The sequence below is a fragment of the Microscilla marina ATCC 23134 genome, from assembly GCF_000169175.1.
In the GTDB taxonomy this organism is placed as follows: domain Bacteria; phylum Bacteroidota; class Bacteroidia; order Cytophagales; family Microscillaceae; genus Microscilla; species Microscilla marina.
In genome coordinates this window covers 41956-68394 of record NZ_AAWS01000033.1, presented here as the reverse complement: position 1 = coordinate 68394, position 26439 = coordinate 41956, and the positions used below count along the sequence as shown (strand labels likewise).

18 protein-coding genes are annotated in these 26439 nt (G+C 41.6%); 9 read left to right on the top strand and 9 right to left on the bottom strand.

Annotated features, from left to right (window positions below):
• Positions 1 to 152: 152 nt before the first annotated feature.
• Positions 153 to 3653, bottom strand: a complete 3501-nt coding sequence (locus tag M23134_RS24930; RefSeq protein WP_045114281.1) for a hypothetical protein — start codon at positions 3651 to 3653, stop codon at positions 153 to 155.
• A 455-nt stretch (positions 3654 to 4108) separates the two neighbouring features.
• Here M23134_RS24930 and M23134_RS24925 point away from each other — a divergent pair, with 455 nt between their 5' ends.
• A complete protein-coding gene (locus M23134_RS24925) occupies positions 4109 to 6292 on the top strand; it encodes a tetratricopeptide repeat protein (RefSeq protein WP_002700827.1) in 2184 nt (727 codons plus the stop codon).
• Between the two features lie 25 nt (positions 6293 to 6317).
• On the opposite strand, the gene M23134_RS24920 is transcribed toward M23134_RS24925, so the two are convergent.
• Positions 6318 to 7082, bottom strand: coding sequence for an FAD-dependent thymidylate synthase (locus M23134_RS24920; RefSeq protein WP_002700825.1), 765 nt, complete (start codon positions 7080 to 7082; stop codon positions 6318 to 6320).
• 107 nt (positions 7083 to 7189) lie between these two features.
• Here M23134_RS24920 and M23134_RS24915 point away from each other — a divergent pair, with 107 nt between their 5' ends.
• The gene (locus M23134_RS24915) at positions 7190 to 8425 is read left to right on the top strand and encodes an ABC transporter substrate-binding protein (RefSeq protein WP_002700823.1); all 1236 of its coding nucleotides are present in this window, start codon (positions 7190 to 7192) and stop codon (positions 8423 to 8425) included.
• 73 nt (positions 8426 to 8498) lie between these two features.
• On the opposite strand, the gene M23134_RS24910 is transcribed toward M23134_RS24915, so the two are convergent.
• Together M23134_RS24910 and M23134_RS24905 are read right to left on the bottom strand one after the other, a co-directional pair.
• The gene (locus M23134_RS24910) at positions 8499 to 8747 is read right to left on the bottom strand and encodes a hypothetical protein (protein ID WP_002700811.1); all 249 of its coding nucleotides are present in this window, start codon (positions 8745 to 8747) and stop codon (positions 8499 to 8501) included.
• Between the two features lie 717 nt (positions 8748 to 9464).
• A complete protein-coding gene (locus M23134_RS24905) occupies positions 9465 to 9713 on the bottom strand; it encodes a hypothetical protein (protein WP_002700811.1) in 249 nt (82 codons plus the stop codon).
• Between the two features lie 921 nt (positions 9714 to 10634).
• On the opposite strand from M23134_RS24905, the gene M23134_RS24900 reads away from it, so the two are divergent.
• Together M23134_RS24900 and M23134_RS24895 are read left to right on the top strand one after the other, a co-directional pair.
• Positions 10635 to 11108: a rhodanese-like domain-containing protein gene (locus M23134_RS24900; RefSeq protein ID WP_082226678.1), complete on the top strand. Its 474-nt coding sequence runs from the start codon at positions 10635 to 10637 to the stop codon at positions 11106 to 11108.
• Positions 11109 to 11111: 3 nt separating this feature from the next.
• On the top strand, positions 11112 to 11984 hold the full coding sequence (locus M23134_RS24895; protein WP_002700807.1) for a sterol desaturase family protein: 873 nt from the start codon (positions 11112 to 11114) through the stop codon (positions 11982 to 11984).
• Between the two features lie 196 nt (positions 11985 to 12180).
• Here the strand turns inward: M23134_RS24895 and M23134_RS24890 are convergent, their stop codons facing one another.
• The 4 genes from M23134_RS24890 to upp all read right to left on the bottom strand — a co-directional run bounded on the left by M23134_RS24890 (position 12181) and on the right by upp (position 15297).
• Positions 12181 to 12912, bottom strand: coding sequence for a tetratricopeptide repeat protein (locus M23134_RS24890; protein ID WP_002700805.1), 732 nt, complete (start codon positions 12910 to 12912; stop codon positions 12181 to 12183).
• Between the two features lie 134 nt (positions 12913 to 13046).
• A complete protein-coding gene (locus M23134_RS24885) occupies positions 13047 to 13529 on the bottom strand; it encodes a gliding motility lipoprotein GldH family protein (RefSeq protein WP_045114280.1) in 483 nt (160 codons plus the stop codon).
• Positions 13530 to 14134: 605 nt separating this feature from the next.
• Positions 14135 to 14581 (bottom strand): hypothetical protein, encoded by a 447-nt coding sequence (locus M23134_RS24880; protein WP_002700802.1) that lies wholly within the window; start codon positions 14579 to 14581, stop codon positions 14135 to 14137.
• Positions 14582 to 14652: 71 nt separating this feature from the next.
• Positions 14653 to 15297, bottom strand: coding sequence for a uracil phosphoribosyltransferase (upp, locus tag M23134_RS24875; RefSeq protein ID WP_002700796.1), 645 nt, complete (start codon positions 15295 to 15297; stop codon positions 14653 to 14655).
• A 304-nt stretch (positions 15298 to 15601) separates the two neighbouring features.
• Between upp and M23134_RS38860 the strand changes: the two genes are divergently transcribed.
• The 3 genes from M23134_RS38860 to M23134_RS24855 all read left to right on the top strand — a co-directional run bounded on the left by M23134_RS38860 (position 15602) and on the right by M23134_RS24855 (position 20953).
• Positions 15602 to 16828: an adenylate/guanylate cyclase domain-containing protein gene (locus M23134_RS38860; protein ID WP_002700794.1), complete on the top strand. Its 1227-nt coding sequence runs from the start codon at positions 15602 to 15604 to the stop codon at positions 16826 to 16828.
• Between the two features lie 103 nt (positions 16829 to 16931).
• On the top strand, positions 16932 to 18620 hold the full coding sequence (locus M23134_RS38855) for an adenylate/guanylate cyclase domain-containing protein (RefSeq protein WP_002700792.1): 1689 nt from the start codon (positions 16932 to 16934) through the stop codon (positions 18618 to 18620).
• Between the two features lie 137 nt (positions 18621 to 18757).
• A complete protein-coding gene (locus tag M23134_RS24855) occupies positions 18758 to 20953 on the top strand; it encodes an MBL fold metallo-hydrolase (protein WP_002700790.1) in 2196 nt (731 codons plus the stop codon).
• Between the two features lie 286 nt (positions 20954 to 21239).
• Here the strand turns inward: M23134_RS24855 and M23134_RS24850 are convergent, their stop codons facing one another.
• Positions 21240 to 21911 carry a class I SAM-dependent methyltransferase gene (locus tag M23134_RS24850; RefSeq protein ID WP_002700788.1) on the bottom strand — a complete coding sequence of 224 codons (672 nt, stop codon included), beginning with the start codon at positions 21909 to 21911 and terminating at the stop codon, positions 21240 to 21242.
• A gap of 246 nt (positions 21912 to 22157) precedes the next feature.
• Between M23134_RS24850 and M23134_RS42540 the strand changes: the two genes are divergently transcribed.
• Both M23134_RS42540 and M23134_RS24840 read left to right on the top strand, forming a co-directional pair.
• Positions 22158 to 22283, top strand: coding sequence for a hypothetical protein (locus M23134_RS42540; RefSeq protein WP_002700787.1), 126 nt, complete (start codon positions 22158 to 22160; stop codon positions 22281 to 22283).
• A gap of 520 nt (positions 22284 to 22803) precedes the next feature.
• On the top strand, positions 22804 to 26370 hold the full coding sequence (locus M23134_RS24840; RefSeq protein ID WP_002700786.1) for a hypothetical protein: 3567 nt from the start codon (positions 22804 to 22806) through the stop codon (positions 26368 to 26370).
• Positions 26371 to 26439 lie beyond the last annotated feature (69 nt).

Below are 26439 nucleotides of genomic sequence, written 5' to 3'. Positions count from 1 at the left end.
CTTGTTTAACTGCGTTGAGCTCATCACAGCAAGCTGCTGCCCCGATAAATATAAATCGGGATTTAGAAATAGATTCGGTTCATAGGTAGCTAACAAATCCATAGTGTACTTATTTTCAAATAGTTAGAAGTCACGATATGGCATCGCTTGCATTAAAAAAGTGCGGTAATCTGTGCCCTGCCCGAATGAATGGGCACAGGAGCTTCTGCCGTATTTCTTCCCTCGTATACCAAAGTCAGCCGCAAGCCATTGCCCAAACGTTGTTGCCAATTGACCGACCAGCGCCAGTTAGAACCTGGCTGTAGTGCTTCCAGCATTTCATAAGCCACCGCATTGTTGAGCTCGCCCCGATAATCGATTCTAATGTTGCTGGCGCGCATGACAATACTGCGTTTACCCACGATGTTTACTCTTAGCTCTGCCCCAAATTCTTGCACCTGGGCATTCTCCAGCGTATCGGTTTCTCCTCGTTTGAGTGTATTCATTTTTTGGGTCAAGCGATAAAACCCAGTGAGCCTCCACGAAGGGTTGGGCTGAAAAGCCAAGGCTGGTTTGCCTTCACGACTGATAATATTATAGTTACGAGTTTGCAAAAAATCGGAGCGGACAAATTTGTTATCGGCCGATGCATCTAACTGTAAATTAAAACTTTTGCCCAGGTTTCGCCTCAATATTAGCCCATAAGTCTCTTGGTCACTTGCCTCAAAACCATTGGTGAGCAATTGTTTTTGTTTGCTTTGCAAAAAGTTGAATGTAAAACCATAGCTAGGATTGGCTCGGTTGAAAAACAGTGTACTGCGAATAATTTCTCGGGTAGACAACAAATCAATGGCAGCAATGCGATTGCTGAATGGCACAAAACGATTATAAATGTCATCATCGGTCATTCGTCGGACAATTGTCCAGGCAGCATTTGCCGACCACTTGCTCACAAACTGCCGAAGGCGGCTGTCGGACTTACGCCAGCTAAAAGGCGCCCGCAACCCTGCCCTATAGCTAAAGTTGTTGGTAAACGCGCTTATAAAATCATCGGTGGGTACAAATACTTTGATAAAGTTTCGTTCATCCAGGTTTATGGCAAGGTAAAACTCGTTCAAGTCTTGTATCCCGTCTTCGTTGTCATCGCGCCAGGTATGAGTACCTTGTCCTCCGTTTACCGGAATAAAAACAAATTCACGCCGAAGTTCACGTCCGGTAGAAGTAGCAAAAGTAAGTTGCGAACGCAAAGACTTATTAAAAAAGAATGCATTCCAGTCGATACGCCCCATAATATTGTCTGCATTCAACACATTGTTACTGGTGTCTAGTTTGTTGTCAATGGTACGATAAGTCATGATCAACTTTACCTGTTGGTTGCGGTTCAGGCGGGCGTTCAACCGGGCGTTGACAGTATGCGACTCCAGCCCCCTCTTGAGCTTACCTTCTACGGGCAAGTTATCATAACGTACACTATAGTCTACCAACCATTGAAATCTTGCCGAATCGGCATTTTGAATATACCAACGGTGTTGATCAAAATTCATGGCTGTAGTAACCACTGAATCAGATGCCAATGTTGCTACCCGGTTTTGGTCTAACGAATAGTTGTAGCCCAATACTGCCCATCTATAATGCTGGCTGAGGTCGCCCGAAAACCTTTGCCATTGAGACACCACCTCGGTCAAGGCTCCGTTCAATGGCAAAGTTTGGCGGTTGTTCATCAAAAATCCCTTAGTCTTTAGCTGCCAAATCCCCAAACGCTTGGCTGCCACCAGCTTTTGTTGCCAACCGTTTACCTGGGTTCCCCTTACCCGGTGGTTATAAGAGTACATCAATTGATTGTTGGCATCTTTGCGCACCCCTGCCCTGCCCCTAAAAATCAGGTCGTTTACCTGCGACGTATCCGCATTTATGCTCCAGTCACGGTCAAACTCTACACTTCGGTAGCGGTCAATGGGTAAAAAAGTAGCCTCATTCCATTCCAGGCTCACATCGGCAAGCCAACGATAGCCCTTCCAGCCCACAATTTTTCTACCTTGGTTAAGGTAGCCTACCTTCCACGCCCTGCCTTGGTTATCGGCATTGTCCAAGTCAGAAAAACGATTGAGGTCACGCTCCGAAAAAGCCATTTCAGCGTATATTTTATCTTGTTTGCTCAATTGGTAAGCGGCTCCTACAGTCATCATCTTTTGTAGTGTAGGCGTAGGCACTAACTTTACAGGAGCAAAACTACCTTGTGGCACACCATTGACAGGCGCTACCCAGCCAAAAACCCGCCCATTGGCAGTACTTTGTAATAATTGATAATCGCCTCGGTTGACTCCTACTTCGGTAAACGACACCCTAAAAATAGCCGAAGAATCTACTGCATATTGCAAAATATTAAATATTTGTCCATTTACCACCGTGTCTTTGCGTCGGTACAACACTTGGTTGGCAAGGGCTCCTACCGAATCTATGCTACTGGCAAGGGCCAAGGTGGGGTCATCGCCTGCCAGCGACAATGCATCAATGTCTGCGTCAGACAAATCGAGCCCCAGCGGATTATTAGGGTTGTCACCCGATGAAAAGTAATTGCCATACAATGAAAACTTTCTGAATTGTTGGTAATGGCTCGCGGTAGTAATGGTGCGGTTGTAGTTGCGGTCGGCATATTCAAAATCTACCCTTACCCGCGAAAACTGTGTAATGACTACGTTGGTATTGAAGGTAACCTGGGCGTTGTTATAGTCTATGGTATAGTCAAAGTTGAATCCCCGTTGCAAAAGCTGACCATCGAGGTATACCTTTTCAGAGTTGGCAAGAATAATGATAAAACGCTCGCCGTTGGGCCCTTGCAGGCGATAAGGCCCTTGTACTCCTTCACGTAGTTGATCGTTGAGCCATACCGAGGCAAACTTTCCTTTTGAAATAGCAATGCCTACCTTGGTTTCGGCATGGCTCTGTTTTTCTTCCGGAAACGCCTGGTAGTCTAGCTCCAGGTAACCTCCCTGTACGTTTTTGTAATACCTTAGAAATTGAGAAGGTTGATTTTGAAAAACCACATCGCCTACTGTGAGCCTACTACCCGATTTGTGCCTAAACTGAATGAATACTTTGTCGAACTCCTGCAATTGTTGCGTATTGCCTTCTGGCTGAAAGGGCACTTGTTGATCGGAGATGGTGGCAAGTACTTGAATGTCTTTGGTGAGTTTGCCCTCTAGCTGCAGGTTAAGGGCAGAGTTTACAAATACACTTTGTTGGTTGCCCACCCCCACACCACGGGTAAGACTACCGCTTTTTTGAATGCCAGGCGTTTTGAATATTTCTTCGGGTTTATCGGGTGTGTCAAAAGTTAAAAAAGTGTTTTGATTCAATTTTACACTATCATTATAAGTGGCGATGTCGCGCTTGAAGTGGGCTTTGTTGAGCAAAAAAGGGAGCACTTGATAACAAACCAGTATCGAGTCGGCAAAAGGTTGGGCAAAGCTTACCCGATTGGTGTTAATGTCATAGGTAGGCTTTTTGCCCCCTGGAGGGCTTTTTATTTGCAAACTACCTGCTACCAAAGATAAAGTATCTAACGCTACCCCCTTGCGGTCATACTTCACCCATTTGCACCGGGTTTGTGCCTGTACTTGCGCAGTTGCAAGCCCACACACTATGAATATAAGAGATGAAATAAATATCCGCATTTTTATTGATTAACTGCCCCTTCGCAATTCAAAAACTTGCCTAAAAAAAAGGGGGTAAGTTGGGCAAACCACTCATAAAACACCATGGTTTGTGTATCGTTAAGCTATTTAGTATAACAAAAAGTTAAAAAATGATTTAGGATGACACAATCTATGCCTTTACGTATAATAAAGGTAAACCATTACTTTGCAGGCTTTTTGAGGTAAACAATATTTTTCAACAAATGCCTTATTACCTAAATAAGTACTGAGGCAAAATTAAATACAACAAACCAGTAGTTGAGGTTAGTTTATAATGGGCATAAATATACCACTTAACCTCTAACAAAGAAGATACACCAATAGATTGTGCTGTATTGTAAGCCAGGCTACAAAAGTTTGTTTTTTTAAACGAAGGTCTATTCTATACCTTTGACGATTGCTGTTGACTATTTTTTAAATTTGTTTTTTTTAGAATGTTTTTATCAAAGCTTTTTTTGTGTATCGTTCGTGTTCAACTGGTGTATGTGTTGTTGGGTGGGGCATTGGTAGCCCATTTACAAGCTCAAACCCCTGAAGCTGACAGTCTGAAGGAATTGCTAAAAAACTACCCTCAACGCGATACTCAATATGTAAACCTGTTGAATGCCACAGGTATGAAAATTTACTCCAGCAACCCAGAGCAAACGGCTGATTATGGTCAAAAGGCACTGGAGCTTTCTCAAAAACTAAAGTACCTAAAGGGCATTGCTCAAGCTTACCATACTTTAGGAGTAAGCCGATATGTAAAGGGCAAATACGCTCAGGCAGCACAATATTACCGAAAAGCACTTAACTTTTACCGCAAGACCAATAATCGCCACAAAGTAGCAAGCATACAAAGCAATTTGGGCACCCTCTCTATATGGCAGGCAAACTATGACCAGTCTATCAAGCATTTTATGCAGGCAGTCACCTATTTCAAAAGCATTAACGACCAGGGGGCGTTGGCCAATTGTTATAATAGCTTAGGGGTGGTGCATAAAAGGCGGGGTGATTTGAACGAAGCAAAAAAATATTACCAACTTGCGCTGACGGGATTTCGGGGAGCAAAAAACAATGCAGGCATTGCCTCAGCACTCATCAATTTGGGACGAATTAGTCAAGTACAGAGTCAATGGAAACAAGCGATTGATTTTAACTTCAAGGCGTTGAAAATTGCCCAAAAAACCAATAACAAAAGAGCCCTTTCTACTTGCTACCACAACATAGGTGAGGTAAAAGCCAGCCAGGGCAAACACCGTGAAGCCATTGCCTATTACCAAAAAACCATTGATATAGAGGAAGAATTTAAGAGTTTGCCGGGGCAAGCCTATACTTACAACTTTTTGGCAGAGAGCTATAGGCTGCTTAAAGAATACAAAGAAGCTGAAGCGTTGTTGAGGATAAGCAACGACTTGGCGAAAAAGTCTAAGGCACGCACCGAACTCAAGTACAATTACTTGTTTCAGGCGAGGCTTGACTCTAGCCAAGGCAAATACCTGGCAGCTTTTGAAGCTTACAAACAGTATACAGCGGTTAAAGACAGTTTGTTTAACATTCAGAAGAGCAAACAAATTGCCCGAATGCAAACCCAGTTTAAAACTAAAGAAAAAGAGCAAACTATTTTGTTGCTCAAAGAAAAAGAGCGCATTCAAAAGTACATCATCAAACGCAAAAACCTATGGCTTGTCATTATCGGGCTGGGGTTGTTTAGTGCGCTTGCCTTGGCGTATGTTTGGTATAGGTACTACATCAGTAAAAAGAAGAATAACGAGCAGTTGCAAAAGCTTAACTATGAACTCAACCAGCATCAGGACGAGATCATTGCTCAACACGATTTTATTGAAGAACAACGGGACCGTTTGGCAGAACAAAATACTAAAATTACCAAAAGCCTACAGGCGGCCAATCATTTGCAGAGAGCTACCCTACCTACTACCGAACACGTGTTGGGCATATTGCCGCAGCACTTTATTATGTATCGTCCCAAAGACATTGTTTCGGGGGATTTTTATTGGGTAGAAAAAATAGAAGCACAAACTTTTGTTATTATGGGTGATGGTACCGGACATGGGGTGCCAGGCGCATTTATGGCGTTGATTGCCACCACACTGATCGATCGGATTGTAAAAAACTGGAGAGTAACCGAACCTGCCGCCATACTTACGATGATGCATCAAGAGGTAAGAAATATATTGCACCAACAAGACAATGACAATCAGGATGGGGTAGACATAGGCATTTGTGTTTTTACCCAAAAAGATGAAGGGATGCTACATTTGACTTTTGCCGGAGCTCGCCGACCTTTGTGGTATATGCGCTCCAATGACCAGGAAATACAGGAGTTAAAAGCTAACCGAAAGTCGATTGGAGGGTTTAGAAAAAATAATGGGACTTTTGAGCAACACTCTATTGAGTTGCCTCCTCAAACTATTTTTTATTTGCATACTGACGGTTACTCTGATCAAAACAACCAGGATCGACGAAAATTTGGCCAAAAATCTTTTAGAGAGGAGTTACAAAAGGTATATCAACAAAACTGTGCCTCACAACTTGCCTACCTCGAAGAATCACTCGATGAGTTTATGAAAGATACTGAACAACGCGATGACATTGCCGTGATTGGCTGGAAAATCTAACGCCTTACATTTACCTTTTTCTTTGTTATTCTTCATACTTTTTATTATTGCCCAAGGCATAGTACTCTTCTATGGTATTGAAAAACAGCGGATAGTTGACTTTAAGCTGATGGGCTACTTCTTCCATCACTTGCCGCATATCGGTTTCTACTCCGTGAAGGCTCAAGCGCCCTATCAGGGTTTTGTGCCAGTCTTTTAGCGACATACTTATGGTAAATGATGTTGCCTTGTTGCCAGGCGCCAATATATTGGTAAGTTCGTTGGCTTTGTCTTTTTGCTCCAGGTATTGGGCTACTACTTGTTTTTGCTTTTCCAGGTATTCGGGTTGGTGAGGGTAACCCAACAGCTTAAACAAAGGGTCGTTTTGGGCATTGGTTTTAGACGATGTAAGCCTGGCAACAGTGGCTTCATTGTGGGCTACAAACTCTAGCGAAGTTTCTAAAGCACAACCTGCAATTAAAAAGGTAACGTGTTCGTCGTTGTAAACGCTCCGATGCCCATACTCTTGGATCAGGCGCTGGTTGTAGGCTGCGGCACTCTCTTGGTGGTCTTTGAAAGACAAGTAAGTCAGTCGACTGTTAAACTCTGCGTGTTGCTCATATACCGGACGAGTAGTGTCTATGTTCATCTGGTCAAACAATTGTTTTGCCTTGGCAGTAATCCTGCTTTTTTTGGTGATTAATACCCCGGTTTTTAGCACAAAAATATCGTCTACTATTCCATTGGCTGATACAATCATTTGTTTGTGCATTTGTTGGTAACGGGTACCCTTCCATAGTTTTTTATCCATATTTTGTAATGTAAGTCAGGGAACTATTTTTATACTAAAAACTTTATACTTTCGGCATCAATTCAAGCCATTGATATTTGCGTAAGCGCAACAAGTTAAAAAGATTCATGAAACACACTTTTACAATTCGACAAATTTTATTTTTACTCATCTTAGGAGTTTTGTATGCCTGTGGGGGCAAATCAGCAAAGCAACAAGCCAACCCTGACCTTAACAAACTTAGTTGGTCACAAATAGAAGCACAAGCCAAAGGGCAAACGGTAAATTTGATGATGTGGATGGGCGACCCGTTGATCAATGCCTACATGAAAAAGTTTGTACAAGCCCAATTAAAAGAAAAATACGACATTCGTCTGAATATCATCAGTGGGCAGGGCAAAGAGATACTATCGACACTGATTGCCGAAAAGGAGGCGGGCAAAACCAATAGCGAAATTGACATGATGTGGATCAATGGGGAAACTTTTTTTCAGTTAAAACAAATCAAAGCTTTATACGGTCCTTTTACAGCCCAATTGCCCAATGCCCGATTGATTAATTTTAACAGCCGTTTTATCAATACCGACTTCCAACAACCTGTCGATGGTATGGAATGCCCCTGGGGCAATGTGCAGCTGGCACTGATTTATAACAGCAATCAGGTAAAAAATCCGCCTAAAAACCTCAAGGAGTTAGAACAGTTTGTAAAGGCACATCCAGGCAAATTTACCCTAGGTACTGAGTTTACAGGCATTACCTTGCTCAAGTCTATGCTGATAGCCCTTGCCAATGACCCCAAAGATTTGTACGGAAAGTTTGACCAGGCAAAATACGATCAATACTCAGCAAAGCTTTGGCAGTACCTTAGGCGTCTTAAACCTTACCTCTGGAAAGCGGGCAAAACCTTTCCCTCTACCCTGGCAGCAATGCACCAAATGTTTGCCAATGGCGAACTTTGGTTTACCATGAGCAACAACGATTGTGAGGTAGACAACAAAATAGCTCAAGGCACTTTTCCGGCGTGGGCAAGGGCTTATGTGCTAGAGAGTGGTACTATCCAAAACTCGCACTACCTGGGCATTACTCAAACCTCACCCAACAAGGCGGCGGCAATGGTAGCCATCAATTATATGATCTCGCCCGAAGCCCAATACGAAAAGTTTAAGCCTGCCACCTGGGGCGATGGCACTGTACTAGCAATGGAAAAACTGCCCAAAAACTGGCAAGACAAGTTTGCCCAACTACCCACTCGCAAGTATGCCCCCAAACGTGCCGACATTCAACAATATGCCTTGGTGGAACTGGCACCTGAGTATATGATAAAGTTGCATGAAGATTTTAGGAAGGAGATCATTAGGCAATGATGGTTGTTGAATTGTTGCTACTTTAGGAGCAAATAGATAAAAAGCCCTGACTTATGTCAGGGCTTTGATGTTTTTAAACTTGTGATTGCTCCATCCTATCCAATATTTCTACGCTGTTGAGGGTATATTGCATTTGTTGAATGTGTGCCTGTAAAAACGTTTTTACTTCTGTATACGCTTGGTTTTCGAACAACTCTAATGAAGCATTGGCGTCAAGCGCTAATGCTTCTAATTGTGCATATAGGCTTTGCGCAAATAGGTTGATCATAGATTGAGGAATGGCTACATTTTGTAGCTCTGAGTTTAAATCAGTAAATTGCATACTGTAATGATTTATTTGTTGCAAAAAAGCCCTTGAGGGAAGTCTTCCAAAACATAACCTCTTGGGCTTACTTTCACCGTGAAAGCATAAACAAATATAATAAAACTGCTCGCCTTTTACAAGAAAAACAGTACTTTAATTCGCTGTAAATCAATCACTTAAAACTATAACAGAAAAGTTTTTAGCATCGCTTTGCGCTAATTCTTAATTCAAATACAAGCTTTTGGGTTGGCAGGTGTTGGTCTGGCTAAAGCCTGAAGACCAATACGAGGAGGTTGTTTTTGAGGGTGAATTGTCACCTCCCGCGAAGGTCTTAACGCAGAGTGACCTGAGCAATGCGAACCCCAGACTTTGAAAAATAACTTGTGTACGAATTTTTGGGTTGGGTATTGGTCTGGCTGAAGCCTGAAGACCAATACGAGGAGGTTGTTTTTGAGGGTGAATTGTCACCTCCCGCGAAGGTCTTAACGCAGAGTGACCTGAGCAATGCGAACCCCAATACTTGAAAAATAACTTGTGTATGGGTTTTGGTCTGGTTCCTCAAAAACCTGCCAGGATTCTTTGGCGTCATCATCAAGTTCTTAAAAACAAGTTACAAACTTGCCCTTATCAGGTTGCATGAAGATTTTAGGAAGGAGATCATTAGGCAATGATGATTGTTGCTCTTTAGGAGCAAATAGATAAAAAGCCCTGACTTGCGTCAGGGCTTTGATGTTTTTAAACTTGTGATTGCTCCATCCTATCCAATATTTCTACGCTGTTGAGGGTATATTGCATTTGTTGAATGTGTGCCTGTAAAAACGTTTTTACTTCTGTATACGCTTGATTTTCGAACAACTCTAATGAAGCATTGGCGTCAAGCGCTAATGCTTCTAATTGTGCATATAGGCTTTGCGCAAATAGGTTGATCATAGATTGAGGGATGGCTACATTTTGTAGCTCTGAGTTTAAATCAGTAAATTGCATACTGTAATGATTTATTTGTTGCAAAAAGCCCTTGAAGCAGACCGTCAAATCTTAGCTTCTTGGGCTTACTTTCACCGTGAAAGTATAAGCAAATATAATAAAAAACCTCGCCTTTTACAAGAAAAAAAGCACTTTAATCCACTGTAAATCAATCACTTAAAACTATAATAGAAAAATTTTTAGCATCGCTTTGCGCTAATTCTTAATTCAAATACAAGCTTTTGGGTTGGCAGGTGTTGGTCTGGCTAAAGCCTTAAGACCAACACGGGGAGGTTGTTTTTGAGGGTGAATTGTTTTCAAAAACCTACCTCCCATGAAGGTCTTACCGCAGGGTGACCTGAGCAATGCGAACCCCAAGACTTGAAAAACAACTTGTATATGAGTTTTTGGGTTGGGTATTGGTCTGGCTGAAGCCTTAAGACCAATACGAGGAGGTTGTTTTTAGGGTTGAATTGTCTTGACTTGCCACTCCTCTTGATAAACGATTTCCTGTGAAGGTGAGCTCCCTCATTCGTAATTAGCCAAGGCAGAGCTCCCTATGGTCGGTTCGTAATTGATTCATTCGTAATTTCTTTAGGGTTGAATTGTTTTCAAAAACCTCCTCCCCCGCGAAGGTCTTACCGCAGGGTGACCTGAGCAATGCTCACCCCAAGACTTGAAAAACAACTTGTATATGAGTTTTTGGGTTGGGTATTGGTCTGGCTAAAGACCAATACAAGGAGGGTAATTCGTAATTCGTAATTGACCCATTCGTAATTAAACCATCTTACCACAGGGTAACCTGTGCACTGCTCACCAAAGAATCTTCAATCAAAAAATATGAACATACATTCATAAGTAATTATTTTATATATTTGCTGTCTCTTGTAGGTGATTACACCTACAGTGTCTAATATTGAGTTTACTCTAAAAACAAAAGCAATGAACAAACTATTTTATATATGTATAATGGTGGTGATGCTGGCTGCTTGCGGCAGCAAAAAAAACAATGAAGCCGCCAATAATACCGAAGCCAACAACAACAAAACTACCACCAATGATCAGGTAAATACTGGGCAGTCTCAAACTACAGTGGTTGCCTTTACCAACATCAAGCCCGAAACATTCAAGCAGTTGATGGGTTCCAAGGTAGGCATTGTGTTGGATGTACGCACCAAGGCAGAGGTAGATAAAGGCAAGCTGCCCAAAGCAACTAATATTGATTTTTACAAGCCTGATTTTGACGACCAGGTAGCCAAACTCGACAAAAACAAGCCTGTGTATGTGTATTGTGCCGTAGGCGGACGCAGTGGAAAGGCCATGCAAAAAATGAAGGCAGCGGGTTTTAAAGAAGTATATAACCTGGAGGGAGGTTTTGGTGCCTGGCAACAATTGGGCTATACGATTGAAAAATAACCAATGGATAAATATTTAAAAGTAATTGCAGATTCTTTTACAGGTTATGCCCACTATTTATGGTATGAGATGACTCACCCATCGTGGCATAACTATTTTTATTACCTCATAGCAGTTTCTTTGCTAGTGTTAATACTAGAAGTGGCTGTGCCCTGGCGCAAACACCAGCCCCTGCTTAGAAAAGGTTTTTGGCAAGATACTTTTTATATGTTCTTCAACTTTTTCTTGTTTTCACTGGTGGCTTACAATGCCATTTCCAATGTATTTGTCGAACTGTTTAAGGACTTTTTGGCAATGTTTGGAGTTACAAATCTGGTGGCTATTCAGGTGAGTAGTTGGGCTGGTTGGCAACAGTTTTTGTTGATGTTTCTACTTGCCGATTTTATTCAGTGGGGAGTGCATGTCATGTTACATCGGGTCAATTGGATGTGGCAGCTTCATAAGGTACACCATTCGGTAGAAGAAATGGGGTTTGCGGCACACTTGCGTTTTCACCCTATGGAAACTATTATTTATAAGAGTATTTTGTATATACCGCTCACAATGATAGGGTTTGGAATCAAAGATTTTTTCCTGCTGCATGCCTTTACTATTCTGATTGGACACCTCAACCACGCCAATATTCGCTGGAGCTATGGTCTATTCAAGTACATATTTAACAACCCCCAGATGCACATTTGGCACCACGCCAAACACTTGCCTCAACAACACCCTTACGGGATGAACTTTGGCATTTCTTTAAGTATTTGGGATTATTTGTTTGGTACAGCTTATGTACCTCATTCGGGCAAAGACATCCCGCTGGGTTTCGACGAGGTAGAACAATACCCGGAGACTTTTTTAGGGCAACTAAAAGAGCCTTTCACAAAAAAATGACCCTGTAGAACCCACATTGTCAAGTAAACAGGGGGCAACCATTATGGCAATGCCCCCTTTGTTTTTATGTTGATATGCTTGGGCATAATTAAGATCAACTTACTCATTATAAGTTAGTTATACCTACTCATTAGGTGTGTTTAATGCTGCCTTGGTGCTTACCTACACTTCACACCCCCTCAAATAGTGAGGCTGTTTAAGATTTTTTCTTACCAAACTTCCCTTTGACAAAGTTTTTGAATTCACCGAAACGCTCTTTAGAGGTAAACACGCTTTTCATTACCTGAAAGTAGTCTTTGGTTTGAGGCTTGGTCACAGGAGGAGGCACGTCTTGCTGCATCTTGCGCGAAGCTTCCGCAATTTTGTGGTCTTCCACAATTTTATCAAAACGCTTCTGTCGTTCTTCCTGGCTTATGCCCATGAGCCGATCGGCTTCTTCGTAGCGCTTGTGGGCATCTTTGCTATAGCCCATGCTCTCTTCGAGCAAACCAAGGTTGTTTTGTACTATGGCATCGTCAGGGTCTAGCTCCAGGGCTTTGCGGTAATCATTCAATGCCCCTAGTTTATCGCCTACAGCTGCTCTCAAGTAAGCACGGCTGGCATAACGGTAGGCTTCCTGGGGCTCCAGGGCTACTGCCTTGTCCATGTCTTGCATGGCTTTTTTATAGTCTTTTTGGTGGTAGTATACCACGCCTCTTTCTGAATAAATAGCGGCAATATGAGGAGCAAAAGCAATCGCCTGGTCAAAGTCGCGGAATGCCTGGTCGAAATTGCGCAATTTGGTATGACTCAGCCCCCGCTGGTATAAACTTCCCACGTGGGTCATTTCTTTTGCCAAAGCTTGGGTAAACAAGTCTATAGCTTCTTCATACTTTTCTGCATTGTATAAAGTCATTCCCTCTTCAAAAAAACGATTGTTATCTGCCATTGCTATATGTTCAAGTTTGTAATGTATATGATGACGAATTATGAACAAAACCGTAAATTTAGTGATTTTGTTCAATAAAAAACCCCTTGAGCCTCCAATAGGCTCAAGGGGTTTTTTATTTGTTCGAAGCAATGCTACTTTGCCGCCTCTGGCTTCTCTATCACAAAACCCACACTCATAAATCCAGTCAGGCTCATTTTAGACACGAGCGCTACATCAAAAGTATACTTTCCTTTTTCGGCAAAACTGTACCCTTTTTCTACAAAAGAGGTAACATCTACAATGTCACCGGCTACCTCTCCCACTAGCTTACCCGCGCTATCTTTCAATTGAATCTCTTGGTTTTTAGCTGTTTTCTTACCCGATGGCGAAGTAATGGTGACTTGTACAGTGACCGACGGATGTGCAATTTTTGCGTGGTGACGCAACACTACCCCAAGGTTAAATTTAGATTGGGCATCGTCAATTTCTACCTCAAATTTTTTCACATCACTGGCTTCCCAATTGAGTATGTCACGTTTTGCTACCTCTTGATGCTTTTCATAATACTTGGCTTTGCATGACCACATACAGAAAGACAAAAGGCAGATTGTCAATACCGAAAAGATGTTTTTCATATCGTATAAATTTGTTTAATTGATTGAATATTATACAAATATAGGACTTGAGAGTGGAGAGAAATAATGCAATTGGTATCAAATAGAAAAAGTCTTCTTTGACAATACCAAAGAAGACTTCACTAAACTAACCCATTCTATCTGTTACTCTTTTGAGCGCCCGCTCGCATAAACAAGCGGGTGCACCTGGTTCTTTCAAAGCTTTACAACTTTGTTGGGTTATACAGGCATTTCTAGTAAGGCTTATGCAAAGCCATATTTAAAAAGTTTTTCATGGAAATGGTTTGACACAAATGTAGGAGGTTTGTTCTCAACTAAGTTGTCAAAAACTGCTATTTCATTTTAGCATATATGATTTTTAAGGGCAAACCCTCGTATGCCAACACATTGGTGTAAGTTAGGTTCGCAAAACTTCCCCATAGCACTCGCTCACTTTATGCTTATTATGCCTATTTGCCCCAAAACACCACAGCATATTTCTATTGACACTGGTGAAAAATGAGGTGCACAAAAAAACCTGTCTGGACATATCATCCTGACAGGTTTAGTTTCTTTATAATATATTATTTCAATGCTTACTTTTTTTGAGCCGATGTTGGTTGATATTAAGCATTGCTTTGGATCATATCGCCCAGAAAATACACCCAGCCAGTGGTCACCGGGCTCCAAAAAATCGCACTTACAAACATATAAGGGACAATACGCTTCCAGCTTTCGCCATAATAAGTGGCAATGAGTGGGCCACCTATAGGCATAAATATTACCGGGGTAAGAAAAGCCACTCCAGCAAGCCCGTATTTGCGCCAAATACGCACCGTACGGCGTCTATTTTTGGTAAACAAACGCTTGGGTTTAAAATATCTATTGAATATTTTTTTCTTGATTTGTTCACCCAACAATGACAGTAAAATGGCACTGATCATCATCCCTATTACTGTAAGGACACAAGATTCTAAAAACGAAAGTCCGTTGGCAATGCTAATCAGCGGCCCAAACAAAAACTTGAACATACTCCCCGCTATTACGCTCAAATATTTTAGCCAAAGCTCCATACCTATTAATTATTAAATTATCTATGATAAATAACACATAAACTTTAAAAACGGCTCTCCTTTGTTATTGTTTAAAGCTTTTCGCCAAAAGCCAGGTCACCAGCATCGCCCAACCCTGGCACTATGTAAGACTTGTGGTTCATTTCTTCGTCAACATCACCCATCCAGAGTTTAGCCTGAGGCAAAGCTTCCTGCACATAAGCTATCCCTGGTTTACTGGCAATGATAGACACAATGTGTAGTTGGGCGGGGGTGCCATAACGCAACAACTGCTCATAGGTAGACACCATAGATTTGCCCGTGGCAAGCATAGGATCAATCAATATCAACACCCTGTCCTGGAGGCTGGGAGTAGCAGTATAGCCTTGTACTATGTCAAAAGAATTGTCTGCTTTGTGCGCTCCCCGGTAGGCTCCTATAAAGGCACTCTCAGACTTATCAAATATACTTAAAAAACCATTATAAAGGGGGAGAGAAGCCCGCAGGATGGTAGCGAGTACGGGTTGTTTTGTCAAAAGCTGGGTAGGAGCTTCACCCAAGGGGGTTTTTACCGAGGTTTGACTGTAGGAAAGTTGCTTTGAAATTTCATACGCAAACAAGCTCCCTAAACGCTCCATATTGGTACGAAACCGAAAGCTGTCTTGTTGAACGTGTATGTCTCTTAGCTCGGCTATAAACTGGTTAGCGATAGAATTGGTATTGGTAAATACAAACATATAATCAATAATGGTTCTGGGGTGCAATATACGACTAAGCTTTTATAAATGATAAGATTGTAGTCTAAAGGGATTATTTGGTTTGATGGTTGACGCTTTGCAAACCATTGTACCATACATTTACAGAATCATTCAGCCCAGGCGCACCTACAAGAAAAAGCTCAAGAGAAAGACAAGTAGGCAATATATTTGAATTATATTGGGATGTTCTTAATTTTAAAAGACCATAGTAATCATTTGCAGCTAAAACTTCACGAACAAGTTTTATGATTGGCATGATTACCTCACATTCTAAACACTTATCATGCATACAGTATCAAAGCCCAGAGTTAGTTTAGAGGAACGCATAGAAATTCTCAAAAATGTGGATATTTTTTCTACTACCAACGAAAAAATCCTGGCAAATATAGCCTCTAAGCTCAAAGAAGGTATTTTAAAAGCAGAACAAGCTGTTTTTCATAAAGGTGATCAGGGCGAAGCTATGTATATCATTGCCGATGGCGCCGTAAAAGTGCATGACAAAACTTATGTGTTTGCGGTATTGCGCAAAGGACAGGTTTTTGGCGAATACTCTATGTTAGACACTGAAGCACGCTCAGCGTCGGTTTCGGGGGTAGTAAAAACCCGTTTACTCAAGCTGGAGCAAAGGACATTTTATGAAGTAATGCTGGGGCAAATAGAGATTTTACGAGGCATTTTACAAGTACTCATCAAGCGGTCACGCAGGCAAAACTACTTTGAAGAAAAACTCGCCGAAAGTAACCGGTTGATCCAAAGAAAAAAAGAACAAATTAAGCAGGAAAAAGCCAAATCAGATGAACTGCTTCTCAATATTTTGCCCGAAGATATTGCCGAAGAATTAAAAGCAAGTGGACGCTCTGAGGCACGCAACTACAACACGGTATCGGTATTATTTGCTGACATCAAAGGATTTACCACAGCGGCCGAAAAAATGTCGGCAGCCGATGTAGTCAAACACCTTGAGTATTATTTTACTGCCTTTGACGAGATCATGGAAAAGTATGAGCTTGAAAAAATAAAAACTATAGGCGACGCTTATATGGCAGCCGGGGGCATACCCCAACCCAATACCAGTAACTCTCTAGAAATGGTGTGCGCTGCCCTGGAAATGCAAAACTTTATGCGCCAGCACAAAGAAGCACGTCGTAGCTCCAATGATTTGTGCTGGGAGCTAAGGCTAGGCATCAACACAGGGCCGCTGGTGGCAGGAGTCATTGGCAAAAATAAGTTTGCCTACGACGTATGGGGTGATACAGTAAATACAGCCAGCCGTATGGAAAGCAATGGAGAAGTAAACAAAGTAAATATTTCGGGGGTAACCCACCAACTAGTCAAAGACTATTTTGAGTGTGAATACCGGGGCAAAGTAAATGTAAAAGGCAAAGGTGAGGTAGACATGTATTTTGTAAATCGTATCAAACCCGAATTTGCCAGTGACCAGGAGGGCGTGAAGCCTTCTGCTGAATTTATAGAAACTGTAAAAGAGATAAGGGCAGGCAAACGCCAATAGTGGCAAAAGAATTGCGCATTTTTAATACCTGGCATTTGTCAGGTAATTACACCAAAAAATACATTATTCAAACAGATTGCAAAACAGCTCAAAGAGAAGCTTAATGAGGGAGAAACAAGGAAAGATACTGACTATTGTGTTGTTGTGCCTGATAGCACAACACAGTTATGCACAAAAAATTCACCTGGACAGTGTACGTCAAGCATTGTTTACCACACGCAACGATACCGCCAAGGCTATTCTACGCATGGACTACGCCTTGACTTTGGTAAAACTGGATGGTACTCCGGGGCAAGTAGTAGCCTATAACAATGCGGCGCTTTATCACGCCAAATTGGGCATTAGCATTGCCAAAAGACTCAACGACCCTAAAACTTTGTCGAGGGTATACACCTTTATGGGGCAAATACACGAAAATGCCAAAGGGGGCGATTATGCTAAAGCAGTAGATAACTATACCAAAGCACTCCAAATATTTAAAGAACGCCAAGACTCTATCAGTCAGGCAGATGTGCTTATTAAACTTGCCAGGTTTTATTACAATTTTAATTACCTCAATACCGACTATTACGACAAATCGTTGGAAACCGCTCAAAAAGCCATTCAAATTCTGGAGGTATTTTTTCAACAAAACAAATTGAGTGACCCCTGGTTGGTCAAGTTTTCGGATATGTATGAAACCGTGGGCGATATTAAAGCCTGGAAAGGAGGTGATAATCAGGAGATTTTGAATAGTTATGAAAGATCGCACGAAATAAGGAGCAGTATTGACGATGATAAGCTCAAGGGCAAATCGCTAAAGTATGACTATATGCTGCGCTTTAGAGATTCGCAAAAAAAAGCCGCAGATCAACGCTTATGGGCAGCCGTTATTGGCTTGGTGCTTATTTTGGTATTTGCGGCTTTTATGGTGTATGGGTTCTTTTTGCTGCGCAAAAAACGAAATGATCTTGCAGAGCAAAATATAAAAATAGAACGCATGAACGCTGAAATTAAGCACCGAAGCGAAGAAATCATGGAGCAAAGTGAACAGTTGAAACTAGCCAACGAAGAGATTAATATAGAAAAAGACAAGTCGGACAAGCTATTGCTCAATATTTTGCCCAGTGATGTAGCCGAAGAACTCAAAATAAACGGAAAGTCACAGGTACGCAATTATGACATGGCCACCGTTATGTTTACCGACTTTAAAGGATTTACCAAAATTGCTTCGTTTACCGATCCAGCAGAAATTGTAAAAAATCTGGATACTTGTTTTGCTGCTTTTGACCAAATTATTGAAGAATATAATCTAGAAAAAATAAAAACTATAGGTGATGCCTACATGTGTGTAGGCGGCATACCTAACGAGAACAAAAGCAATGCTGTAGATGCTACTTTGGCAGCGTTAAGCATTAGAAAGTTTATGGCCGACTTCCGTACCGAGAAACTCTTAAGGGGTGAACAAGTTTGGGAGCTGCGCCTGGGTATCAACACTGGGCCTTTGATAGCAGGGGTGATTGGTACCAAAAAATTTGCCTATGATGTATGGGGCGACACCGTAAACACGGCAAGCCGAATGGAAAGCAATGGGGTGGTAAACGAAATTAGTGTATCTCAGGTCACTTATGAGCTGGTAAAAGATTTCTTTGAGTGTGAGTATCATGGCAGAGTGCAGGCAAAAGGCAAAGGAGAAATAGATATGTACCTTGTCAAAGGTATCATACCCGAACTGTCAGAAAGTTATGAAGGGATCAAGCCAAATGAGTTGTTCAGAGAGAAAATGGCTGAACACGGTTTGATAGACGCATAATTTTATGTTTTATTTTGACCAAACAGTATAATCATTTAAATTTAGCCAAATACTTGCATACTTTTTTAGATTTGAGAAGCTGACCTCACTTCATCAAACATATTTGGCAATCAGACCCTTAACGAAGACTTAAAAAGATGATAATTGCACCAAAGAAAATAGAGAAGATAAAAGTAGCTACCGGCATTTATTGGGTTCAGGTTCCAGAAGTCCGCCTATACATTTTGTGTGGCTGTCCGGCAGATAGTGTAAAGCATCTTAAAAAACGAGGGCTGATTGCCAAAGTAGAAAAAGACGACCTTGAGTTTGAGACAGGGCCCAATGCTATTTTATTGTCCGATGCACTGCTCCAAAACGGAGGCTTCTCTAATCTTGCCGAGTTTCCTATTCTGCAGATGCTTTACTCACAGGGCATGCACATTCCCAAACACCCCAACAATACCGGGCTAAAGCCACTAATGATGGGAATCGACGAACAGTTGGTGGCGCAACTTGCCTATATTCACCGGGGCAATTACGGGCTCATTACCAAAGACGAAATAATGGCCACGGGTATGTCAGACGAAATGGCCGAAGAAATTATGCGCTTTAAGCTTAAGTTTGCTTTTGGCAAAATAACCACCCCCGACCAACTCGTAGACCAGCTTTCGCTGAATAAAGGCAAAGTAGAGATTCGGAATGGCGTATATGTGGAGCGCAAAGGTTTTAACAAGTACGAGTTTAGCTACCAAGACAATAGTGTAAGTGTAAACCTGAACCTGAAACCCACCGAAGAATACGAAGCACCTTATTACCTGGGCTATCATAACATCAAGCGCGAGTACTTTGCTGTGTTGCACACCGGAGAAGGAAACGCCTGGGATGTAAACCGACCTTGTATGGCAAGTGTGGTAATGTTTCAGGGTAAAATTTACCTGATCGATGCAGGCCCTGACCTCATGACCAGCCTCAATGCACTGGGCATTAGTATCAACGAAATAGAAGGTATTTTTAATACCCATGCCCACGACGATCACTTTGCTGGTTTAACCGCTTTTTTGAAGTCTGACCACCGCATCAAGTACTTTGCGTCACCACTGGTAAGGGCATCAGTTGCCAAAAAACTCAGTGCGTTGATGTCTATTCCCGAAGAAAGTTTTAATCACTATTTTGATGTGCAAGACCTTGCCCTTGACGAATGGAACAACATCAATGGGTTGGAGGTAAAGCCGATGCTGTCGCTGCACCCTATAGAAACCAATGTATTTTATTTCCGTACTTTTTGGGACAACACCTACCGTACTTATGCGCATTTGGCGGACATTTCATCGTTGAAAAAACTCGATTCGATGTTCGATGATCGTTTAAGCAATGATGCTTCTTACCAACTCTACCAGAAAATAAAAGATGCTTATTTTGCGCGTACTAACCTCAAAAAAGTTGACATTGGGGGCGGCCATGTACACGGTGAAGCCCACGACTTTATAGACGATATGTCGGACAAGATTGTGCTGGCTCATACTGACCAACCCCTGACCGATACCCAAAAAGAGGTGGGTTCGGTGGCACCCTTTGGCAGTGTTGACTTGCTCACTCCTACCAACCAAAATGTGCTGACCAAGTTTGCTTATGATTACCTCAAGTTTTACTTTCCTAACACCCCCGATTACGAACTTGCTATATTGGTCAACTGTCCTTTTATTACGATCAATGCAGGTACTACCCTGTTTCGCAAGGGCAAGCAGCCCGAATATATTTATTTACTGCTCACGGGGTTTGTCGAGCTTATTTTTGAGATGGGTATCCGTAATTCATTGTCGGCAGGGTCGCTTATTGGCTACTACATCGATGACCGCGAAATAGCGGCCAAAGCTACTTGTATTACCTCTTGTTATGTACAGACAGTGCAAATACCCACCACCCTTTACAAAGATTTTGTGCGCCGCAACAACATGGTGCAAAAGCTAGACGAGGTAGAGTCTTTGGTACATTATCTGGAGCGTACCTGGTTGTTTGGCGATAATATTTCGTTGCCGGTATACATCAAAACTGCCCAATTGATGAGCAAACAATCTTACAAAAAAGGAGACCAATTTGACTTGCGTCAAAACAAGGCATTGTATATCGTAAAAAGCGGTAAAGCAATGGTAGACTCGGAGAGTAAAACTTATGTATGCGAAGATTTTTTTGGTGCTGAGGCGTTTTTTGCTCCAGTTGATCAAGACTACAAGGTATACTTTCCGGAGGATAGCGATGTATATGTGTTACCGCTGGATCACGCCATTGATATTCCTATCATTTATTGGAAACTTACCGAAACTTTTAATAAACGCCAGCAAGATATAGACGAATAAGGAATATCCCTTTAAAACTTGCATAGTATCGTAGCAAGTCGACCAACATACACCGATGTTGGCTCAATTATGATATGGAGTGTTGGGTACTTTTTACTGACCCTCCACTTGCTGTATACTACACTTAGTGATCTGGAAAAAATAAGATGTGCCAATTCAAGAAAATATATTGTTCTCAGACGATTCAAAAAAAACGGTGCATAGCCAAAGCTATGGAGCTTTTTTTTTGAGAAGAATGAGGGCAATAGATACACTTTAATGGCTCAAATTATTTATGAAAGATCACTTATCCATCTTTTTGAAACTTAAAAATAGGATACCCACTAAAGTTTTTGTTTTTTTCGATTAACCTAAAACGACAACTTTGCACAATGGTTAGCAGGTCTTTTTCCTGTACAAAGGGGGCATTGCAATTTTTGTCAGGACAGTTTTGAGGTGAGTCAGATGTTGCCAAACCATCACGAATAAATAAATACCCCCCTGGTTTGAGCTTTTGGTAAATATCAGCTATCATTTCTTTTTTGTACCTAAAGGCATGGAAGGTAGCATTGGTATATATCACATCAAAAGTTTGGGTGGGCAAATTAGTTTGCCGCAATCCGCCTATGGTGAGGTGGTAAGTATTTTGTTTGGGCAAAGACACTCCGCTTTGTTGGCTATAATACGCCAAAACCTTGTCTAGTTCTTGCCGATTGAGGCAAGTAGTGTCAATGTCTTGAATATAATAAGTTACGCCTTTGGTAAGGGTAGAAATCATCACCGAATAAGCCCCACCCGATGCGCCAATGTCGGCGAAGGTAGTACCAGGCTTTAAGCCAAGTATTTTTACCAGTGGGGCAAACGATTTCTTGATTTGTTTTTGGCTCAATACTGCTCCACATTTATAAGGCTTGGTTTTGGGCGAACAGGCAGTAAACCACCCCATACAGGTACACAAAGCCAACGTATAAGCTTTCATTAGACACAAGTAGTTAATTCAACAGAGATAACACAAGTATTCAAAGATACGTTTGGCGGAGAGTTTAGGTGCATCAATTAATGTTGATAGCCCAAACTTACACTTACATGTTCCCACTCTTAAAAATCATATTCGAAAATTTTCTCTCACCCTAGAAATTCATTATATGTATGCATCATTATGTTTCAAATAATTGATCAACACTCTGCTTTTTAAGTTTTTACGAACTACTTCATATTTACAGCAATGGAGCACCAACACAAAAAAGCCAACACGGGTCAGACCAATACCAAACATCGGGTGATTGCAGCTTATAAACCCAAATCAATGCTTCATACTCAAAAACTTTCCCTTCATAAACTAGGCAAATAGAAAGCGCCAGTAACCCCTATTTTTGTGCAATAAAGACTAAATTTTACTGCACATGCATTTACTCAAAACTCCTACCCTCTCAATTATGGCAAGTGAGAATACCACTGCCAAAATAAAAACCAAATATTATTTGCCAACTTTATTGGTAAAACCCCAGTGTAAATTACTGATAATCAGCAGATATCTAAACTCCCATTTGGTAAACTTTCACTATTCAAATAGTTATTTTTGCATAATCAAGATGTTGAAAGCATCGTGTTCTGCTCAGGCTACACATCAGGTGTGACACAATGCCTCTTAACACCTTTGCTCACCTTCGTACCCACACCCAACCTGCTGATACTCTATCGATAAGAAAAAAAGAGGGAGGTTTTATCCTATGCTTTGCTTACGCACAAAAGTTATGTGATTGCTTCCTTTAAACAAAAACTAGTAATTGATCAATAAACACTTATAGTACGCTGAATAATTGTTCACTGGCCTACATTATAAAACTTAAGCAAATTACACTCAAGTAAAAATGGAACACCAACACACCTCTGCTAATACTAAGCTAAAAAAGGATACTACTTTACTAAACGATGAGAATGATTTTTTTGAAGAGGGTACTAATTTTGAAGAAACTGTATTTGAGCCAGGTACTGGCTTTCAGAAAGAACCTCAGCTATTTTTTAAAAAGCCTCAAGGCGATCCCAAACCTTTTTTAATTGATGTAGATGGTGATCAAATTCCAGAACTAGAAGTTGCTTTCTCAAGGATAGATCCGCAAAAAATGAAGGTACAGGTAAAATATTTACCTACTGGCGAATCGAAAGAACTTGTATTTAAACATACAAATGAATTTATAGTTCACCATCAAGATCCCTCAGATGGCAAAACACCGTACAAATTTTATCTTTGGGTACCTGACTATACCAAAGTTTTTTATGCCAACGATAAGCAATGGCACACTCCTACCGAAGACGAAATAAAAGCAGAAGAAGCCTGGCAAAGAATAAAACCAGGTACAGACCACCTAAAGCCCCAACCACAACTTAAGATAATACCAGAAGATTATCTTAGTATTCAATTTCAAGAAAATACGGGCATATATAGCTATAAAATTGAGCATAAAACTCACCATGGTCTACAAGCGAGTCAAATTCTGATCCCTAGTATACATGAATTTAACAAGTTTGGCAACAAAACAACCGAGGGTACTCCACCTTCAAGGGGCATTGTAAGAGATACTACCGACAAAAGAAAAAATGTTGAACAAACCAAAGATCGTTCGGTATCATCTTATACGATACCGATAGAGGTAGGAAAAATTGGTGCTGCTGGCACCAAAGCAGACCATAACAAGCACCATTACATCATGACCATCCAAAAATCGCCTGAGGACAATGGGATGGCGGCAGTGTCTATGTCGGGGTGGGCAGGCACACGACTGGTGCCCATTCCGGGTAAGTTTACCGAGGTAAAACGGGCTGTGGTAACCGAAAACGCCAATCATCTGGAGCTTTTATTTAAAGGCAAAAAGTATAATACTACATTGCGCATTTATCAACAATACCTTATGTTGAGCGAAAAAAACAGCAAGGGAACTAAAGATGAGATTTTTTCGCTGAACGTATACGTTGACCCCTTGCCTGAAAACCACTGGGATGTATCTTCAGATTCGCAGGGCTACTTTGGTCAAAAACTGATTACCTACAAGATTCAACAGATTAATGGTAAGTATTTGCCTTATCATAACAAAAATGACCAATATACCGATGAGGGTGAGTTTCATCAGCATGCCACTAAAGATGCTCGTAAAAAAATCGAAGATCAGCCTTCGTCTTCGTCCAAAGAAGAAGAGTTACTCAACATACGCCTCAGAGAAACTCAGCTAATAGGGGCCGCACTAAAGGGCAAAGTATTCAAGGATGTCAAAAATAGGGAAATTTCTGGCGATCAGATTTTTATGGATTACCTTGACTTGGTAATAGCAGTGCACCGTATGAGCAGTCTTATGAAAAAAACCGGAGAGCCTCAAGATATGGTGACACTGGCAATGCTCAAAGATGCCCAAAACAAAGCTTATCGATTTTGGCGCACCTTTGGTGGCTTTGTTTTGGTAGGAGTAAACCTACCCAACTATAGCAAACAATCTTGTCACCACTCAGGAGCCCCAAAAAAAGAGCAACTCATTTTTAACGTACAACGAATGCCTGATTACATTGGCAATCGCGATTGGGTAAGGGTGAACGCAGTACTAAAATCGTTTCACGCTATGCTAGAATCAAAGGTTTTGATACATAAAAGGAATGAGATAAGAGAACTTTATGATAAAAAAGCCGAGGCCGATGCCGAAAGAAAAGCCAGAATCAAAGGAACGAAGGTCTCGTCAGCCGATGTAGCAAACGCTCGCGAAAAATATGAACGCGAAGAAGCTCAGGTAACCCAAAGTGCAGAAGGGAATTTTAACTTGGATACGCGTTACCAGAAGTTTTTGCAGGAAGAAAAACCTCCGGGTGAGGTATACCGGGCAAAGGCGTTGTTTTATCCTGAGTACCTCAATGTAGGACCGGGCAACAAACAACCTACTTCTATAGATTTACCTCTGTATTATTTCCAAAAAAATGGGTATTGGCACATCGTGAGCCTGGTAAACAAAGAAGCTGGTAAGCTTTTCAAAGCTACAGAATACGCGGTACAAGATGGAGAAACGCATCCGCCAGATGAGATGTTTGCCACCCTTGACCGAGACGACCATTTGCCTAAAGGTTTGCTGTATTATGAAACCCACGACGGGCATAGTAGCCAAATTGCCATTACCAGCCATACTCCCTGGTGGAAATATATGGGTTACATTGCTTTGGCCATTTTTTTACTGGGGCTGATTGTAGCCACTGGAGGAACCGCCGGAATAGCGACGGCATCGTTGGCGGGTGAATTGTTTTTTGCGGCAGGAGTGATAGGGGCAGCGGGTGCTATAGGCAGTATGGTAGACGAGTACCAACGAGGCTCTACCACGGTGAAGTCTTTTGCAGTAAACCTGCTAGATATAGTAGGGGCATTTATAGGGGCGGTAAAAATGCTAAGGGGAGCTTCTATGATCAAAGCTGCTAACCGAGCCAAAGCAGGGGTCAACCCTGGCTTTCTAAGTAAAATAGGGATCAAACAGTTAGGCGGACGTTATCGTTACTTAATGCTTGAAAAAATCGACTTGGGTGTAGATGCTACTATGGTATTGATTGGTACTACCGATGGCTTTGCCCAAATAGTGAGTATATTAGAAGGCCCTGGAACGTTGAGCGAGAAGATGACAGACGTGGCAGCTATATTGCCATTTATAGCCATGCAGGGGGGTATATTTGTAGGTACTGTAAGGGGGAGGCTGAAAACTATAGATGATGTACAAAAAGGAAAGATAATAGAAGGGCTAAACCTGAAAAGCGCTAAAAAAACTAATGGCAGTGATGTAAAATCGGTACAAGACCTTGACCCGAATGAGTTTCCGGCAATGACCAAACTCAAAACCGGCGAAAGTATATTTAGCAAAGAAACCATCGAGCACGTAATGGGTTTGGTACGTCGCCCACAAGACTTTGAGCCTATAGCCCGTGCCGTCGAAAAAATGGATCAATCGCGCCTAAAAGCACTTTGTGCCCGTTTTTCTGAAAAAAATGTACTTTATGCTCTTTATTATTTTGACGGAGACTTTTACAAGGCACACCGACACTTGCTAAAAAACAAAAGCCTTTTTAACGATCAGGGGTATAATGTATATATGAACATGAAGGTGTATGAAGACCTCAACGGACAAATGAAAGGGGCTACCCTAAGGCAAAGGCGGGCAATGGCTACCAAAACTATGAGGGCAAAAACTAAGTACACACGCTTAAAAAACGCACATAAAAAAGCCGTAAAAGACCAAAGTAACGAGAGTAAGCATTGGACTGAAGCCCAGGAAAAACTCGCCAAATTGAAAGCTGCCCAAGCTGAAACACAAAAAAAACTGGATGGCTTACCTGAAAAGATAAAAAACACGGAAAAAACCTTGGCAAGCAATGAAGCTGAAGCCGAAAGCTTCGGTAAGTTGACAGAAGCAAAACCTTGATTGATGAAAAGGAGTTGATGCCTGGCAAAAAACCAAGATGAGCACCTGGGTCGAGTAATAAGCAACGAA